At 38.1% G+C, this 15,581-nt stretch carries 17 protein-coding genes; all 17 read left to right on the top strand.

The window, feature by feature from the left end; translation table 11 throughout:
- Positions 1 to 2 precede the first annotated feature (2 nt).
- The 17 genes from thrC (at position 3) to HCJ50_RS09285 (ending at position 15,530) form a co-directional block, all read left to right on the top strand.
- The gene (gene thrC, locus HCJ50_RS09365) at positions 3 to 1,058 is read left to right on the top strand and encodes a threonine synthase (protein WP_185345768.1); all 1,056 of its coding nucleotides are present in this window, start codon (positions 3 to 5) and stop codon (positions 1,056 to 1,058) included.
- Positions 1,058 to 1,924, top strand: a complete 867-nt coding sequence (gene thrB, locus HCJ50_RS09360; RefSeq protein WP_185345766.1) for a homoserine kinase — start codon at positions 1,058 to 1,060, stop codon at positions 1,922 to 1,924. The genes thrC and thrB overlap by 1 nt, the downstream gene beginning before the upstream one ends.
- Positions 1,925 to 2,044: 120 nt before the next feature.
- Positions 2,045 to 2,620 carry a thymidine kinase gene (locus HCJ50_RS09355; RefSeq protein WP_185345764.1) on the top strand — a complete coding sequence of 192 codons (576 nt, stop codon included), beginning with the start codon at positions 2,045 to 2,047 and terminating at the stop codon, positions 2,618 to 2,620.
- A gap of 21 nt (positions 2,621 to 2,641) precedes the next feature.
- Entirely contained in the window at positions 2,642 to 3,718 is a 1,077-nt protein-coding gene (gene prfA, locus HCJ50_RS09350) for a peptide chain release factor 1 (RefSeq protein WP_185345762.1), read from the top strand.
- The gene (gene prmC, locus HCJ50_RS09345; RefSeq protein ID WP_185345760.1) at positions 3,705 to 4,556 is read left to right on the top strand and encodes a peptide chain release factor N(5)-glutamine methyltransferase; all 852 of its coding nucleotides are present in this window, start codon (positions 3,705 to 3,707) and stop codon (positions 4,554 to 4,556) included. Before prfA ends, prmC begins: the two co-directional genes overlap by 14 nt.
- A 300-nt stretch (positions 4,557 to 4,856) precedes the next feature.
- On the top strand, positions 4,857 to 5,894 hold the full coding sequence (locus HCJ50_RS09340) for an L-threonylcarbamoyladenylate synthase (protein ID WP_185345758.1): 1,038 nt from the start codon (positions 4,857 to 4,859) through the stop codon (positions 5,892 to 5,894).
- A complete protein-coding gene (locus tag HCJ50_RS09335; RefSeq protein ID WP_185345756.1) occupies positions 5,891 to 6,298 on the top strand; it encodes a low molecular weight protein arginine phosphatase in 408 nt (135 codons plus the stop codon). Before HCJ50_RS09340 ends, HCJ50_RS09335 begins: the two co-directional genes overlap by 4 nt.
- Before the next feature lie 135 nt (positions 6,299 to 6,433).
- The gene (gene glyA, locus HCJ50_RS09330) at positions 6,434 to 7,675 is read left to right on the top strand and encodes a serine hydroxymethyltransferase (protein WP_185345755.1); all 1,242 of its coding nucleotides are present in this window, start codon (positions 6,434 to 6,436) and stop codon (positions 7,673 to 7,675) included.
- Between the two features lie 139 nt (positions 7,676 to 7,814).
- Positions 7,815 to 8,444, top strand: a complete 630-nt coding sequence (upp, locus tag HCJ50_RS09325; RefSeq protein ID WP_003720854.1) for a uracil phosphoribosyltransferase — start codon at positions 7,815 to 7,817, stop codon at positions 8,442 to 8,444.
- A gap of 122 nt (positions 8,445 to 8,566) precedes the next feature.
- A complete protein-coding gene (gene wecB, locus HCJ50_RS09320) occupies positions 8,567 to 9,709 on the top strand; it encodes a non-hydrolyzing UDP-N-acetylglucosamine 2-epimerase (RefSeq protein WP_185345753.1) in 1,143 nt (380 codons plus the stop codon).
- An 824-nt stretch (positions 9,710 to 10,533) separates the two neighbouring features.
- Positions 10,534 to 10,932, top strand: coding sequence for an ATP synthase subunit I (locus HCJ50_RS09315; RefSeq protein WP_185345827.1), 399 nt, complete (start codon positions 10,534 to 10,536; stop codon positions 10,930 to 10,932).
- A gap of 6 nt (positions 10,933 to 10,938) precedes the next feature.
- Positions 10,939 to 11,655 carry a F0F1 ATP synthase subunit A gene (gene atpB, locus HCJ50_RS09310; RefSeq protein ID WP_185345751.1) on the top strand — a complete coding sequence of 239 codons (717 nt, stop codon included), beginning with the start codon at positions 10,939 to 10,941 and terminating at the stop codon, positions 11,653 to 11,655.
- Between the two features lie 72 nt (positions 11,656 to 11,727).
- Positions 11,728 to 11,946 carry a F0F1 ATP synthase subunit C gene (gene atpE / locus HCJ50_RS09305; RefSeq protein ID WP_003732517.1) on the top strand — a complete coding sequence of 73 codons (219 nt, stop codon included), beginning with the start codon at positions 11,728 to 11,730 and terminating at the stop codon, positions 11,944 to 11,946.
- Between the two features lie 84 nt (positions 11,947 to 12,030).
- Positions 12,031 to 12,543, top strand: coding sequence for a F0F1 ATP synthase subunit B (gene atpF / locus HCJ50_RS09300; protein ID WP_185345748.1), 513 nt, complete (start codon positions 12,031 to 12,033; stop codon positions 12,541 to 12,543).
- Entirely contained in the window at positions 12,540 to 13,079 is a 540-nt protein-coding gene (locus HCJ50_RS09295; RefSeq protein ID WP_185345746.1) for a F0F1 ATP synthase subunit delta, read from the top strand. The genes atpF and HCJ50_RS09295 overlap by 4 nt, the downstream gene beginning before the upstream one ends.
- 26 nt (positions 13,080 to 13,105) lie before the next feature.
- The gene (atpA, locus tag HCJ50_RS09290; protein WP_185345744.1) at positions 13,106 to 14,620 is read left to right on the top strand and encodes a F0F1 ATP synthase subunit alpha; all 1,515 of its coding nucleotides are present in this window, start codon (positions 13,106 to 13,108) and stop codon (positions 14,618 to 14,620) included.
- Between the two features lie 37 nt (positions 14,621 to 14,657).
- The gene (locus HCJ50_RS09285) at positions 14,658 to 15,530 is read left to right on the top strand and encodes a F0F1 ATP synthase subunit gamma (RefSeq protein WP_185345742.1); all 873 of its coding nucleotides are present in this window, start codon (positions 14,658 to 14,660) and stop codon (positions 15,528 to 15,530) included.
- The last annotated feature ends 51 nt before the right edge of the window (positions 15,531 to 15,581 follow it).

Raw genomic sequence — 15,581 nt, 5'->3', positions numbered from 1 at the left:
AAATGTATAAAGGTTTACTTGAAAAATATAAAGAATATCTACCGGTAACTGAAAATACACCGATGATTTCACTTGCAGAAGGAAACACACCACTTATTCCATTGCCGAATTTGTCCAAAGAGCTTGGAATCACTTTATATGGAAAATATGAAGGGTTAAATCCAACTGGTTCTTTTAAAGATCGTGGTATGGTGATGGCTGTGGCTAAGGCAAAAGAAGAAGGCGCGGAAGCAGTTATTTGTGCTTCAACAGGAAATACTTCAGCCGCGGCCGCAGCATACGCAACACGTGCTGGTTTGAAAGCATACATCGTTATCCCAGAAGGTAAAGTTGCGCTTGGTAAATTAGCGCAGGCGGTCATGTATGGTGCGGATATTATCTCAATTCAAGGTAATTTTGATGAAGCTTTAAAGTCTGTTCGTGAACTTGCTGAAACAGAAGCAGTAACACTTGTAAACTCAGTGAATCCTTATCGTTTAGAAGGTCAAAAAACAGCAGCTTTTGAAATTTGTGAACAATTAGGCTCCGCTCCGGACGTTCTTGCTATTCCAGTTGGTAATGCAGGAAATATTTCGGCGTACTGGAAAGGTTTTAAAGAATGGAACGAAGCGCATAGTTCAGGTCTTCCTCGAATGCACGGTTTTGAAGCAGAGGGTGCAGCTGCAATTGTTCAAGGGAAGCCAATTGCTAATCCAGAAACGATTGCAACAGCGATTCGTATTGGAAACCCTGCTAGTTGGGAACTTGCTGAGGTAGCTCGTGATGAGTCTCATGGCTACATTCATTCGGTTACTGATGATGAAATAGTCAATGCTTATAAAAAAATCGCCGCGCAAGATGGTGTCTTTATCGAACCAGGTTCAGCCGCTTCTTTAGCTGGTGTAATTCAACATATAGCTAACGGGACAATCAAAAAAGGTGAGACGGTTGTTTGTGTGTTCACTGGAAACGGATTAAAAGATCCAGATACTGCAATGAGTGTGCATGAAATCCCTGTTTCTCATGTAGATGACATCGAAGCAATGCGTGCCCATCTTCGTTCAGGAGTGAAAGCTTAATGCGTATACGTGTCCCGGCAACTACGGCCAATCTTGGTCCCGGCTTTGATTCATGTGGTTTAGCTTTGACGCTCTATTTAACGCTAGATATTGGTGCAGCTAGGGATGATTGGTATATTGAACATAATATTGGCGGAGATATTCCCCATGATAAAACAAATGTTATTATCGAAACTGCATTAAATCTTGCTCCTGATTTGGCACCGCATTATTTAACAATGACCAGTGATATTCCACCTGCACGTGGCCTGGGTAGTAGTTCTGCCGCAGTTGTAGCAGGAATTGAATTAGCGAATACTCTAGGTGAATTGAACCTGACTAAAGAAGAGAAAGTACGAATTGCTGCTGAAATAGAAGGACATCCAGATAATGTTGCCCCAGCAGTTTTAGGCAATTGGGTAGTCGGAGCGAAATTAGATGGAGAAGACTTTTATGTACGCCATCTATTTCCGGATTGCGCATTAATTGCGTTTATTCCAAAAGCAGAACTATTAACATCTGAAAGTAGAGGCGTATTACCTGATGCCCTCCCTTTTAAAGAGGCAGTGAAAGCAAGCAGTATCGCGAATGTCATGATTGCCGCAATTTTGCACAATGATATGAAATTAGCTGGTGAAATGATGGAACGAGATTTATGGCATGAAAAATACCGTAGCAAATTGGTTCCACATTTACCACAAATTCGAGAAATTGCGAGCAAACAAGGCGCTTATGCTACTTGTTTAAGTGGAGCTGGACCAACTGTATTAGTTTTTGCTCCTAGATCTCAAGCTAATACGCTCCAAACCTCCTTACAAAATTTAAAGATGGATGCGGATGTCCTACTGCTTGAGGTAGAAGGTAGCGGCGCAGAAATTTTCCAATAAAATTAAGCTATGTCGGACTCTGGCATAGCTTTTTTATATGGCGGAAAACTATATGTCCCAATTTCGACAGCTCTATGATAAAATAGGAAAAGAGTTTAAAAAGTAAAAGGGAGCGGTCCTATGGCACAGTTATTTTTCCGTTATGGTTCCATGAATAGTGGAAAAACCATTGAAATTCTAAAAGTCGCACATAATTATGAAGAGCAAAATAAATCAGTTGTTATCTTTACTTCTGGAATTGATGACAGGGACCAAGTTGGCTTTATTTCTAGTCGAATTGGATTAAAACGTGAAGCAACACCTATTTTTAGTGATACTAATATTTATGAAATTGTTGCCGACATCACACCTAAACCAAGCTGTGTTTTGCTAGATGAATCACAGTTTTTAGAAAAAGAGCATGTATTTCAGCTAGCAAAAATTGTAGATGATTTAAATATTCCTGTCATTGCTTACGGCTTGAAAAATGATTTTCGAAATGAACTTTTTGAAGGCTCGAAGTATTTGTTGTTATATGCAGATAAATTAGAAGAAATGAAAACGATTTGCTGGTTTTGTGCCAAAAAAGCAACCATGGTACTTCGTGTTGATGATAAAGGCAAACCAGTTTATACAGGCGAACAAATTATGATTGGCGGAAATGATCATTATTATCCAGTGTGTCGTAAATGCCACGCACATCCACCAATAAAATAACTTAAAGAGGTGTTTAAAAAAATGTATGATCGATTACAAGCGGTGGAAGACCGTTATGATGAATTAAACGAACTATTAAGCGATCCTGATGTAGTATCAGACCCGAAGCGACTACGCGATTTATCCAAAGAACAATCCGGAATTACAGCAACTGTGGAAACATATCGTGAGTATAAAAATGTAACAGAGCAAATTGAAGAAACAAAAGAACTATTAAGTGAAAAATTAGATGATGAAATGCGAGAAATGGCAAAAGAAGAATTTGCTGAACTTCAAAAAGAGAAAGTGGATTTGGAAGAACGACTGAAACTACTTCTTGTTCCAAAAGATCCTAATGATGACAAAAATGTTATTCTAGAAATTCGCGGAGCAGCTGGTGGTGATGAAGCAGCATTATTTGCGGGTGATTTATTCCGAATGTACAGCAAATATGCTGAATCGCGCGGTTGGAAAGTAGAAATAATGGATGCTAACCCAACAGGTATTGGTGGTTACAAAGAAATTATCGCCATGATGAATGGGAATGATGCTTTTTCTCGTATGAAGTATGAAAATGGAGCTCACCGTGTGCAACGTGTGCCAGAAACCGAATCAGGCGGACGAATCCACACATCTACAGCTACTGTTGCTATTTTACCAGAAGCGGAAGAAGTAGAAATTGAATTACATGATAAAGACATTCGAACGGATACATTTGCTTCCACTGGTGCGGGGGGACAAAGCGTTAATACAACCATGTCGGCGGTGCGTTTAACCCATATTCCAACCGGGATTGTTGTTTCTATGCAAGATGAACGTTCACAGCTGAAAAATAAAGATAAAGCAATGAAAGTCTTACGCGCGCGTGTTTATGATAAATTCGAACGAGAAGCAAGAGAAGAATATGATGCTAACCGTAAATCAGCAGTTGGAACAGGAGATCGCTCGGAACGTATTCGCACATATAATTACCCACAAAATCGTGTAACAGACCACCGCATTGGTTTAACTATTCAAAAACTGGACCAAATTATGGAAGGCAAACTCGATGAAATTATAGATGCGCTTATCATGGAAGATCAAACAAGTAAGCTGGAACATTTAAATGACGCAAATTAGTCAGTTATTAAAAAATGCAGAAACAATTCTTCTCGAAAAAGGATTAGACCAAAACGCAGCTGAAATTTTACTCGAAACAAGAATGGGGCTTTCTCGCTCGGAGCTTTGGCAGGAATTTAACCGAGAGCTTGAGGCAAATCATGAAAAACAATTTCAAGAGGATTTTCAACGGTATTTAGATGGAGAGCCAGTGCAATATATCTTAAAAACAGCTCCCTTCTATGGCTACGATTTTTTAGTGACAGAAGATGTACTAATTCCTCGCCCGGAAACAGAGGAATTAGTTGCTTGTGCAGAAGCCTTTTTAAAAAAGAAGCCTTTGCCAGCAGTATTAGATGTTTGTACAGGTAGTGGAATCATTGCGATTGCGTTAAAAAAAGTATTTCCTAGTATAGCGATAACTGCTGCGGATATTTCAGCTTCAGCACTTGCCATAGCGAAAAAGAATGCCCTACTATTGAATGCAGATGTACGTTTTGTGGAAACAGACTTATTAGAAGCGTTCATACAAAATGGCGAGCAATTCGACATGATTTTAGCCAATCCACCATATATTTCGGAAGCCGAAAAAGAAACAATGTCAGATTATGTGTTAAAAAATGAACCAGCACTTGCTCTTTTTGCAGAAAATGAGGGACTTGCAATCTATGAACGTTTTGTAGAGGAGCTAAAGTTTGTCTTAAAACCTTCTTTTTGGGTGGGGGTAGAAATAGGTTATACACAAGGCGAAAAAGTAAAACAGCTATTCCAAAAAAGTTATCCACAATCCACTGTTGTTATCCACAAAGATATTAATTCTAAAGATCGTTATGTAACTTGCTCAAATATACTGGTATAAAGGCGTTTCTAAAAATAGAGCGTCTTTTTTATTTTAAGTTATCCACAAAACTGTGGACAAAATGTTGTGCAAAAAATTTTTTTAATCAAATCTTAATAAAAAAAATGGCTTTTTTACTTATCTGAACGAATTATCCACAATTCACAATAAGTTATCCCCATTGACAAAGTTATTATCCACAGTTTGGGGATAACTCTTGTTTAAAATCAACAAAATACAAAAAATAAAAAACAATGCTGTAAAAATAAACAAGAAAACGTTAAAATATAGTAGAAGTTATGTAAAGGGGACTGGAATTTAATGCAAACCATCCATTGGAAAATAAACAAGCAACAATCAAATAAACCAGTTTATGAAAAAGCGGCTAAACTGCTACAAAACGGCGAGTGTGTAGCTTTTCCAACTGAAACGGTATATGGTTTAGGAGCAGATGCGACGAATCAGGCAGCGATAAAAAAAATATATATGGCAAAGGGACGTCCTTCTGATAACCCACTTATTGTCCACATTGCTAGTCGCGAGCAGATGGATATTTTTGTAGCAAGTTATCCACAAAAAGCCATGCAACTAATGGAAAATTTCTGGCCAGGCCCGTTAACAGTTATTCTCCCTTTAAAAAAAGATACCTTAGCGAGCAATGTTTCGGCCGGTTTATCCACAGTAGGAGTGCGGATGCCTGAACATCCTGTAAGTTTGGCTTTAATTAAAGAAGCTGGTATCCCAGTTGCTGCCCCAAGCGCTAATCGTTCAGGTAAACCAAGTCCAACCACTGCAAGTCATGTTATAGAAGATTTAGATGGAGAAATTGCCGGAATTATTGATGGGGGCGAAACAGGAGTAGGTGTAGAATCTACTGTAATTGATTGTTCAGCAGAAATTCCTGTAATACTTCGACCAGGCGGTATTACTAAAGAGCAAATTGAGCAAATTATTGGTCCAGTCGAATTAGCGACCAATGATACAAAAGAAACAGAAAAACCAAAAGCACCAGGCATGAAATACACACATTACGCCCCTAAAGCACCAGTTTATTTAATTGAAGGTTCAAAAGAATTTTGGCAAAAGGAAATAAATAAAGCAGAAGCTGCCCATAAAAAAATAGGAATATTAGCGACCGAAGAACTTATCGAAGGATTAACTACAAATGCAATTATCCAATCAACGGGAAGTATTAGTTCAATGGCAGAAATTGCTAACCAACTTTACAAAGGACTACGAGCGTTTGATCACGTGGAAGTTGATATGATTTTTGCAGAAGTTTATCCTGAAACAGAATTAGGAGCTGCAGTAATGAATCGTTTAGAAAAAGCAGCTGGAAATCGGAGGATTAGTGAATGAATATTTTATTTGTATGCACCGGAAACACATGCAGAAGCCCTCTAGCTGAAAAAATTTTAAAGGAAATAAGACCAGATTTAGAAGTTCGTTCAGCGGGAACTCATGCAATAACTGGAGCTGCGATTTCTGAAAACTCACGAGAAATTCTTGAACAAATGAGTTTAGATACAAGCCACCAAGCTGAAAATATTGATCAAACAGATATTAACTGGGCGAACGAAATTTATGTTATGACAACAACTCATTTACAAGAACTAAAAAATCGCTTTCCAAAAGCAAAAGATAAAATCAAACTTATCTCACTGGATGAAACAGACATTCCTGATCCATGTGGCGGATCTATCGAGCAGTATGAAATAACCTATTATGAGCTAAAAAGTGCAATTTCCGAACGTTTTTTATAAGTGAAGCGCTTCACTATCGGATTTTGCGTTTTTTTATTCCAAAATGCTTGCTTTTCTAGGGGTTTTAAGTAATTATTAGAGTTAATACATAACAGTTCACTTAAAAAATTTATCAGAAAAGGATGGGGTCCATAGATGGTCTATTTACAAAGGCAAGATAAGGAAGTTTTTGATGCAATTAAGTTAGAACTTGGTAGACAACGTGAAAATATCGAATTAATCGCATCTGAGAATTTTGTTAGTGAGCAAGTAATGGAAGCAATGGGTTCTGTATTAACGAATAAATATGCAGAAGGCTATCCAGGAAAACGTTATTACGGCGGATGTGAATTTGTTGATATTGTGGAGGATCTAGCACGAGACCGGGCGAAAAAAATATTTGGTGCTGAATACGCTAATGTTCAACCTCACTCAGGTGCTCAAGCAAATATGGCAGTTTACCATGCTGTTCTCGAACCAGGCGATACGGTTCTTGGTATGAACCTTTCACATGGTGGTCATTTAACTCATGGTAGCCCTGTGAATTTTAGTGGTGTTTTATACAATTTTGTTGAATATGGCGTTCGTGAAGATACGAAACAAATTGATTATGACATTGTTCGTGAAGCAGCTCTAAAACATCAACCGAAAATGATTGTTGCTGGGGCAAGTGCATATCCGCGTAGCATTGATTTTGCGAAATTCCGTGAAATTGCTGATGAAGTAGGCGCGTATTTAATGGTTGATATGGCACATATTGCTGGTCTTGTTGCAGCAGGCCTACATCAAAATCCAGTTCCTTATGCAGACTTTACAACGACCACCACACATAAAACGCTTCGTGGACCTCGTGGCGGAATGATTTTAGCCAAAGCAGAATGGGAAACAAAATTAAATAAATCTATTTTCCCGGGAATTCAAGGTGGCCCGCTAATGCACGTTATTGCAGCAAAAGCAGTTGCATTTGGCGAAGCGCTACAACCTGAATTTACGACTTATTGTGAACAAATTATTCGCAACTCGAAAAAATTAGCTGAAACTTTAGAAGCGAACAATGTTCCTGTTTTAACTGGTGGATCGGACAATCATTTATTACTAATTGATTTAAAACCACTTGGTATAACAGGAAAAGCAGCTGAAAAAGTGCTAGATGAAGTTGGTATTACTGTTAATAAAAATACAATTCCATTTGAAACAGAAAGTCCATTTGTGACTAGTGGTATTCGTGTAGGTGTTGCCGCTGTCACTACGCGAGGCTTTGATGAAGTTGCTATTGAAAAAGTTGGCGTGTTGATTTCAGAAGTACTTCATAATTTAGAAGACGAAGAAGTTTTAGCTAGCGTAAAAGCACGTGTAATCACTTTAACAAATGAATATCCGCTTTATCCAAGTTTATAAAATAAGTAATCCGGTTTTTTCTATAAATACTAGAGAAAACCGGTTTTTTTCGTGTGGGACAAATTAATCCTTGCACTTGTGTCCTGTTCTGATACAATAAGAGAAGGAAATTTTCAATATCAAAGGAGCGAACGAATCGATGGCAAATGTACATGTTATAAATCATCCGTTAGTACAGCACAAACTAACAATTATTCGAGATAAAAATACTGGAACAAAAGCATTCCGCGAACTTGTAGATGAAGTCGCAACACTGATGGCTTATGAAATCACACGTGATATGGAATTAGAAGATACTCAAGTAGAAACACCACTACAAACAACAACAGCAAAAACACTTACGGGTAAAAAACTTGGTGTTGTGCCAATTCTTAGAGCGGGACTTGGAATGCAAGATGGTATTTTAAAACTAATCCCAGCTGCAAAAGTAGGGCATGTTGGTCTTTATCGTGATCATGATACACTTGAACCAGTAGAATATTTTGTGAAATTACCTTCTGACGTAGAAGAACGCCTTTTCATCGTAGTTGACCCAATGCTTGCAACAGGCGGATCTGCAATCATGGCAATTGACTGCTTGAAAAAACGTGGTGCTCGCAATATGAAATTTATGTGTCTAGTAGCTGCTCCTGAAGGTGTTAAAGCTCTTCAAGAAGCACACCCAGACGTAGAAATTTATGTAGCTGGCTTAGATGAGAAGCTAGACGAGAATGGTTATATCCGTCCAGGCTTAGGAGATGCTGGCGATAGATTATTTGGAACTAAATAATTAACAATCTCCTCGATTTAGCGAGATAAGGAATTTACGAACAGTATTACTTTTAAATAAGTAGGCTGAAAAATTTTTTGTCATGCTATTTCAGAGGAGTTTTTTTATGAGGAGGATGACGTTTGGCTAAGATTAAAGTGATGAGTATTTTTGGAACAAGACCTGAAGCAATTAAGATGGCGCCGCTTGTTTTAGCATTAGAAAAAGAGCCAGAAACATTTGAATCTACAGTAGTCATTACAGCGCAGCATCGAGAAATGTTAGACCAAGTGCTTAAAATTTTCCAAATAACACCGGATATTGATTTAGACATTATGAAAAAAGGCCAGACACTTGCAGAAATTACTTCCCGTGTAATGAATGGAATTAATGAAGTCATTATTGCTGAAAACCCGGATATCGTTTTAGTTCATGGTGATACAACCACTAGTTTTGCTGCGGGTCTTGCTGCATTTTATCAACAGAAAACACTGGGACATGTGGAGGCAGGACTTAGAACATGGAATAAATATTCGCCATTTCCAGAAGAGATGAATCGAGAGCTAACAGGAGTTCTGGCGGATTTACATTTTTCCCCGACAATTCAGGCGAAAGAAAATTTGATAGCAGAAGGGAAAAATGCAGATAATATTTTTGTCACTGGAAATACAGCGATTGATGCGCTAAAAACAACAGTCCAAAAAGATTATCACCATCCAATTTTAGAAAAGTTAAGAACTAATCGTTTAATTCTAATGACTGCCCATCGCAGGGAAAATCTTGGCGAACCAATGCAAGGGATGTTTGAAGCAGTGCGAGAGATTGTAGAGGGCCGTGAAGATGTAGAGCTTGTCTACCCAATGCATTTAAACCCAGCAGTGCGAGAGAAAGCAATCAAAATTCTAGGCGGTCATGAGCGGATACATTTAATTGAGCCGTTAGATGCGATTGATTTTCATAATTTCTTACGGAAGGCTTATCTTGTATTTACTGATTCAGGTGGGGTGCAGGAAGAGGCTCCAGGGATGGGCGTGCCAGTATTAGTGTTACGTGATACGACTGAGCGGCCAGAAGGAATTGAAGCTGGAACGCTTAAACTAGTTGGGACACAAAAAGAGACATTAATAAAAGAAGCATTAGACTTACTTGATAATAAGGAACATCATGACGAAATGGCAAAAGCAGCCAATCCATATGGCGATGGAAATGCAGCTAAGCGGATTCTTGAAGCTATCAAAAGTCAATTTAACGAAACAGAAAGACCTGCCGATTTTATTAGAAAATAGTCAAAGAAAACTAGGCTTAAAAAGTCTAGTTTTTCCTTTCACTAGAATGAAAGCGCCTTATTGTTACAGATATGTTACACGCTCGATTTTCGCTAGTTCTTTTATATTACATGTGATAAGATGGACAATGTTATTAATATAAGAGCCCAAAAAATAGCTTTTTGGAAGCATAGGGATAGAAAACTGCTCTCAGTATTCATTACAATCCCGCCGGCGCGAGGTTTACGCTGACTGAATTGGAATCTATACGGGCGGTAGATATCAAAGTGCATCTCGCTTATTGTGAGATTCAGCTGTTTTTTTCGTTCTTTTTCTTGGGAAAAGAACTTTCGGTCGCGAAATTTGCGAATAATCGTATCGAATTCTTTTACCAATAATGGTAGAAGTTTTTTTATTTGTGCGAGAAAGAAAGGCTTGGTTGTTTTTGTGAATTATCACACGAACAATCCGTTCATTTTCTCAATGATTACGGAGGTGTTGATTGCTGTTAAATGGACAAAAAAATTTCTGGTGGAGCAATCTAAGAAACGAATAAAATCTGAAATTAAAAAAACGTAGAAAAAGGGTGCTATTCTTTTATGAATTAGCCGTGTTGTGGTACTATTAGTATTAGATATACGCACTATTTGTGAAAGTGTATTGACTTTTCTCTTTTGGCTGTTGTATGCTAAGAACTGACACGCTGATAAGGCTTTCATGTGTGTTTGGGATTGGAGTAGATTAGGGGGAATGTGTCTATTTTCACAAACCGAACTTACTCCTTTGAGATTTCAGATTGGTTACTTGGATTAAAAATCTTTTTAAAAGAAAGGATTGCGCCCCGAATGTTGGAATCGCTAATTGGCATGTATCATCGTCATCAAAAGTATATGGTTCTTTTTATTGGAGTTTGTCTTTGCGGATGGTTTTTAACCCCTTATATACATATTTTTCTTGGACTTAAGCTGGGATTAATCGTCGGCTGGTTTAATTACTGGCTATTAATGCGAAGAACACAATCAATGACTAGAGCTTTGGCTGAAAACCGTTCATTTTATGGTATGGGAATGACTGTCAGAATGGGAAGTGTGCTATTTGCTACAATTATAGCGACGCAACTACCGGAATATTTTCATGTTTATAGCATGGTAATCGGACTCGGGCTTGCATATGCCATTATTTTTCTAGATTTTTTTGTGTATTCCATGTACCGCAGAAAAAAGTTTTTACAAAGAGAGGGGTGAACCTAATTGGAAGAGGAATTTCCAACGATAAGCCTATTAGGAATCGACTTTAATCTATCGAATATATTGATGATTACTGTGACTTGTGTCATTGTCCTCCTAATAGCCATTATCTGTACCAGGAATCTGCAACGGCGTCCTACCGGAAAGCAGAACTTCATTGAATGGGTTATGGATTTTGTCAGAGGTATTATCAATAGTAATATGGATTGGAAAACCGGTGGGAGATTCCATGTGCTAGGTATTACGCTATTGATGTTTGTTTTTGTAGCTAATATGCTAGGACTACCATTCCAAATCGCAATAAACGATGAAGTATGGTGGCGTTCACCTACAGCAGATCCAATTGTCACATTAACACTTGCGATAATGGTTCTTGGCTTGACGCATTACTATGGTATAAAAATGCGTGGCTTTAAGCATTACTTTGTTGGTACTTATTTGAGTCCAATGAAATTTTTATTCCCACTTAAATTAGTAGAGGAATTTGCAAATACATTAACGCTTGGTTTACGTCTTTACGGTAATATTTTTGCCGGTGAAGTTTTGTTAACCATTATTGCCACTCAACTTGCACATATTAATATATTTGTAGGCGTGCTTGCGATAATTCCAGCGATTGTATGGCAAGGCTTCTCGCTCTTTATTGGGGCAATTCAAGCGTACATTTTCACTATGCTGACAATGGTTTACATGTCACATAAGGTAAGTGACGAACATTAAACTAACTTTCAATTAAGTCATTTATAAAAAGTATTAAAAAAATAATTTGGGAAAAATTAGGAGGATAATTATATGTCTTTAGGTGTTATTGCAGCTGCTATTGCTGTTGGATTAGGTGCATTAGGTGCGGGTATTGGTAATGGTCTTATCGTATCAAAAACTGTCGAGGGTGTTGCGCGTCAACCAGAAGCGCGTTCTATGCTTCAATCAATCATGTTCGTTGGTGTTGCATTAGTTGAGGCCCTTCCTATCATCGCTGTTGTTATTGCGTTCATGGTTCTTAATAAATAATTAGAGAAGTTGGGGAAGTATTACCCCATTTCTTTCTGTTGAACGAATAATTTAAGCGAATGGATAGAAAGGAGTGAAACTGGCGTGTTACAACCACATTTAGTAATTGGTTCCGCATTTACGTTTGGTGATGCATTCTTTACACTTTTTGCTTTCGCGATTTTGCTAGTTTTAATCCGAATTTATGCTTGGAAACCGCTTATGGGAATTATGAAAGAGCGTGAAGAGCATATTGGTTCTGAAATTGATGCGGCTGAAGAAAACCGTGCTCAAGCAGAAAAATTACTTGCTGAACAAAAAAGTGTTTTACAACAAGCTCGTGTTGAATCTCAAACTATGATTGAGAACGCAAAACAGCTTGGTGAAAAAGAACGTGAAGAAATTGTAAAAACTGCTAGACGTGAATCAGAACGTATAAAAGAAGAAGCAAAAACTGATATTGCACGTGAAAAAGAAGATGCTATTTCTGCGCTTCGTGAACAAGTCGGTTCATTATCTGTTCTTATTGCATCGAAAGTCATCGAAAAAAATCTGGATGAAAAAGAACAATCTAACCTTATCCAAGATTATATCGAAAGGCTAGGGGATGACAAATGAGTAAAGATTTGGAAGTTGCAGGTCGCTATGCCAATGCGCTTTTTCAAGTAGCACAAGATAAAGATTTAGTAGATGTTTTTTCCGATGAATTAAAGGAATTAAAATCGGCACTAAACGAAAACAAAGATTTTGTGAAATTACTTGAAAATCCTACTTTCACGACCGAGCAAAAGAAAAATCTTGCCAGCGTTGTTTTTGACACAATAAATCCAACTTTAAAAGATTTTATTTTTCTTTTAATTGACCGTAGCAGAGAAGATTATCTTTCTGTTATTGCGGATGTATATCAAAAACGCGTAAATGACTTGCGAGGAATTGCGGATGCAGATGTTTATTCTGTTGTTCCACTTTCTGAACAAGAACTTACGGCGCTCTCGAGAGTATTTGCTGCGAAAATGAACAAAACAAAATTAAACATTCAAAATCATATTGATAAATCCTTACTTGGAGGAGTCAAAGTGGTTATTGGAACCCGTATATATGATGACAGTCTAAAAACGAAATTAAAAGACATGGAACGGCAAATTAAAGCTTAGTTCCCGTTTAACGAGGGGTGAAATTAATGAGCATTAAGGCTGAAGAGATCAGCTCAATCATAAAACAGCAGATTGAAAATTATCATTCAGAACTAAAAGTGAGTGATGTTGGTACTGTAACCTATATTGGTGATGGTATTGCGCGTGCTCATGGACTCGATAATGCAATGGCTGGTGAATTGTTAGAGTTCTCAAATGGTGTTATGGGGATGGCCCAAAACTTAGAGACTAATGATGTTGGTATCATTATTTTAGGCCCTTACACTGAAATCCGTGAAGGCGATGAAGTTCGTCGTACCGGTAAAATCATGGAAGTTCCAGTTGGTGAGGCGCTTATTGGGCGTGTAGTTAACTCATTAGGTCAACCAGTTGATGGTTTAGGTCCAATTGAAACAACTGGAACTCGTCCGATTGAAGCAGTTGCACCAGGAGTTATGCAACGTCAATCAGTTAACGAACCATTACAAACAGGTATTAAAGCAATTGATGCGCTTGTTCCAATTGGTCGTGGTCAACGTGAATTAATTATTGGTGACCGTCAAACTGGTAAAACTTCTGTTGCGATTGATACAATTTTAAACCAAGCTGACCAAGATATGATTTGTATCTATGTCGCAATTGGTCAAAAAGAATCTACCGTTCGTAATGCTGTAGAAACTTTACGTCAGCACGGTGCACTTGATTATACAATCGTTGTTACTGCTGCTGCGTCACAACCAGCGCCACTTTTATATTTGGCTCCTTATGCTGGTGTTGCTATGGCAGAAGAATTCATGTATAACGGCAAACATGTATTAGTTGTATATGATGATTTATCTAAACAAGCAGCAGCTTATCGTGAGCTGTCTCTATTACTTCGTCGTCCTCCAGGTCGTGAAGCATATCCAGGAGATGTTTTCTACTTGCATTCTCGTTTACTTGAACGTGCAGCTAAATTAAATGATAGTTTAGGTGGCGGATCCATCACAGCTCTTCCATTTGTAGAAACACAGGCTGGAGATATTTCAGCATATATTCCTACGAATGTTATTTCTATCACTGATGGTCAAATCTTCTTGCAATCTGATTTATTCTTCTCAGGTGTACGACCAGCTATCAACGCCGGTCTTTCAGTATCTCGTGTTGGTGGGTCAGCGCAAATTAAAGCAATGAAAACTGTTGCCGGAACACTTCGTCTAGATCTTGCAGCGTTTCGTGAATTAGAATCATTTTCACAATTCGGTTCTGATTTAGATGCTGCTACTCGCGCGAAATTAGAACGTGGTAAACGTACAGTAGAAGTCTTAAAACAAGATTTACACAAACCTTTGAAAGTTGAAAAACAAGTATTAATCCTTTATGCGCTTGTTCATAAGTATCTGGATGATGTGCCAGTTCATGATGTACTGCGTTTTGAGTCTGAAATGAATACATGGTTTGATCATAATCACCCAGAGCTTTTGGAAGAAATTCGTACTACGAAAAAACTTCCGGATGAAGCAAAACTTGATGAAGCATTAAAAGAATTTAAAAATACATTTGTTCCTTCTGAAGAAATATAATTTAGATGCGGAATAAATTCAAAGGTGGTGAAAATCTTTGGCATCTTTAATCGATATTAAACAACGAATAACCTCTACTCGTAAAACAAGTCAAATTACAAAAGCTATGCAGATGGTTTCAGCAGCGAAACTGGGTCGTGCAGAATCAAACGCTCGTTCCTATGGGCCGTATGTTTCTAAAATTAAAGACGTAGTGACACATGTTGCTAGCACTGGTAACAGTAGTGATCATCCAATGCTCGTATCAAGACCGGTTCATCGCACGGGGTATATCGTTCTTACTTCTGATACAGGACTTGCAGGTTCCTATAATAGTTCTGTAATTAAAGAGGTATTTCAAGAAATTAATGAAAAACATACTTCTAGTGATGAATATGCAATAATCACTGTAGGAAGATCCGCTCGTGATTTCTTTAAAGCGCGTCAAATGAATGTCGTTTTAGAAGTCCAAGGTGTAACGGATCATCCGGTATTTGCGGAAATTAAAGATATTGCTAGCAACACAGTTCAAATGTTTGAAGATGGTGTTTATGACGAGGTTTTCATTTATTATAATCACCATATCAATTCCATTTCTAGTGAACTGAGAAAAGAGCAATTATTACCACTAACAGAATTTCATGAAAAAGGTACAGAAGCGGATGTTGATTTAACTACATACGAATTTGAACCCTCTGAACAAGAAATCCTGGAAGTGTTATTGCCGCAATATGTGGAAAGCCTAATTTTCGGAGCACTTCTGGATGCCAAAGCCGCTGAACATGCCGCTCGTATGACTGCCATGAGAAGCGCGACAGATAATGCATCCGATTTAATCAGTGACTTATCACTACAATATAATCGTGCTCGCCAAGCAGCGATCACGCAAGAAATTACCGAAATCGTCGGAGGAGCAGCCGCGCTAGAATAAAAGTCGGCGTTTCTTCATACGTCCCTATAGATGGGAAGGTAAGTGAGGAGG

The organism is Listeria immobilis, from assembly GCF_014322765.1.
In the GTDB taxonomy this organism is placed as follows: Bacteria; Bacillota; Bacilli; order Lactobacillales; family Listeriaceae; genus Listeria; species Listeria immobilis.
This window is presented reverse-complemented; position numbering and strand designations above follow the sequence as displayed.

What these genes read in the sequence shown, in the direction of transcription:
- thrC (WP_185345768.1), top strand. Translation starts at nt 3, where the DNA reads ATGTATAAAGGTTTACTTGAAAAATATAAAGAATATCTACCGGTAACT.
- thrB (WP_185345766.1), top strand. Translation starts at nt 1,058, where the DNA reads ATGCGTATACGTGTCCCGGCAACTACGGCCAATCTTGGTCCCGGCTTT.
- HCJ50_RS09355 (WP_185345764.1), top strand. Translation starts at nt 2,045, where the DNA reads ATGGCACAGTTATTTTTCCGTTATGGTTCCATGAATAGTGGAAAAACC.
- prfA (WP_185345762.1), top strand. Translation starts at nt 2,642, where the DNA reads ATGTATGATCGATTACAAGCGGTGGAAGACCGTTATGATGAATTAAAC.
- prmC (WP_185345760.1), top strand. Translation starts at nt 3,705, where the DNA reads ATGACGCAAATTAGTCAGTTATTAAAAAATGCAGAAACAATTCTTCTC.
- HCJ50_RS09340 (WP_185345758.1), top strand. Translation starts at nt 4,857, where the DNA reads ATGCAAACCATCCATTGGAAAATAAACAAGCAACAATCAAATAAACCA.
- HCJ50_RS09335 (WP_185345756.1), top strand. Translation starts at nt 5,891, where the DNA reads ATGAATATTTTATTTGTATGCACCGGAAACACATGCAGAAGCCCTCTA.
- glyA (WP_185345755.1), top strand. Translation starts at nt 6,434, where the DNA reads ATGGTCTATTTACAAAGGCAAGATAAGGAAGTTTTTGATGCAATTAAG.
- upp (WP_003720854.1), top strand. Translation starts at nt 7,815, where the DNA reads ATGGCAAATGTACATGTTATAAATCATCCGTTAGTACAGCACAAACTA.
- HCJ50_RS09315 (WP_185345827.1), top strand. Translation starts at nt 10,534, where the DNA reads ATGTTGGAATCGCTAATTGGCATGTATCATCGTCATCAAAAGTATATG.
- atpE (WP_003732517.1), top strand. Translation starts at nt 11,728, where the DNA reads ATGTCTTTAGGTGTTATTGCAGCTGCTATTGCTGTTGGATTAGGTGCA.
- HCJ50_RS09295 (WP_185345746.1), top strand. Translation starts at nt 12,540, where the DNA reads ATGAGTAAAGATTTGGAAGTTGCAGGTCGCTATGCCAATGCGCTTTTT.
- atpA (WP_185345744.1), top strand. Translation starts at nt 13,106, where the DNA reads ATGAGCATTAAGGCTGAAGAGATCAGCTCAATCATAAAACAGCAGATT.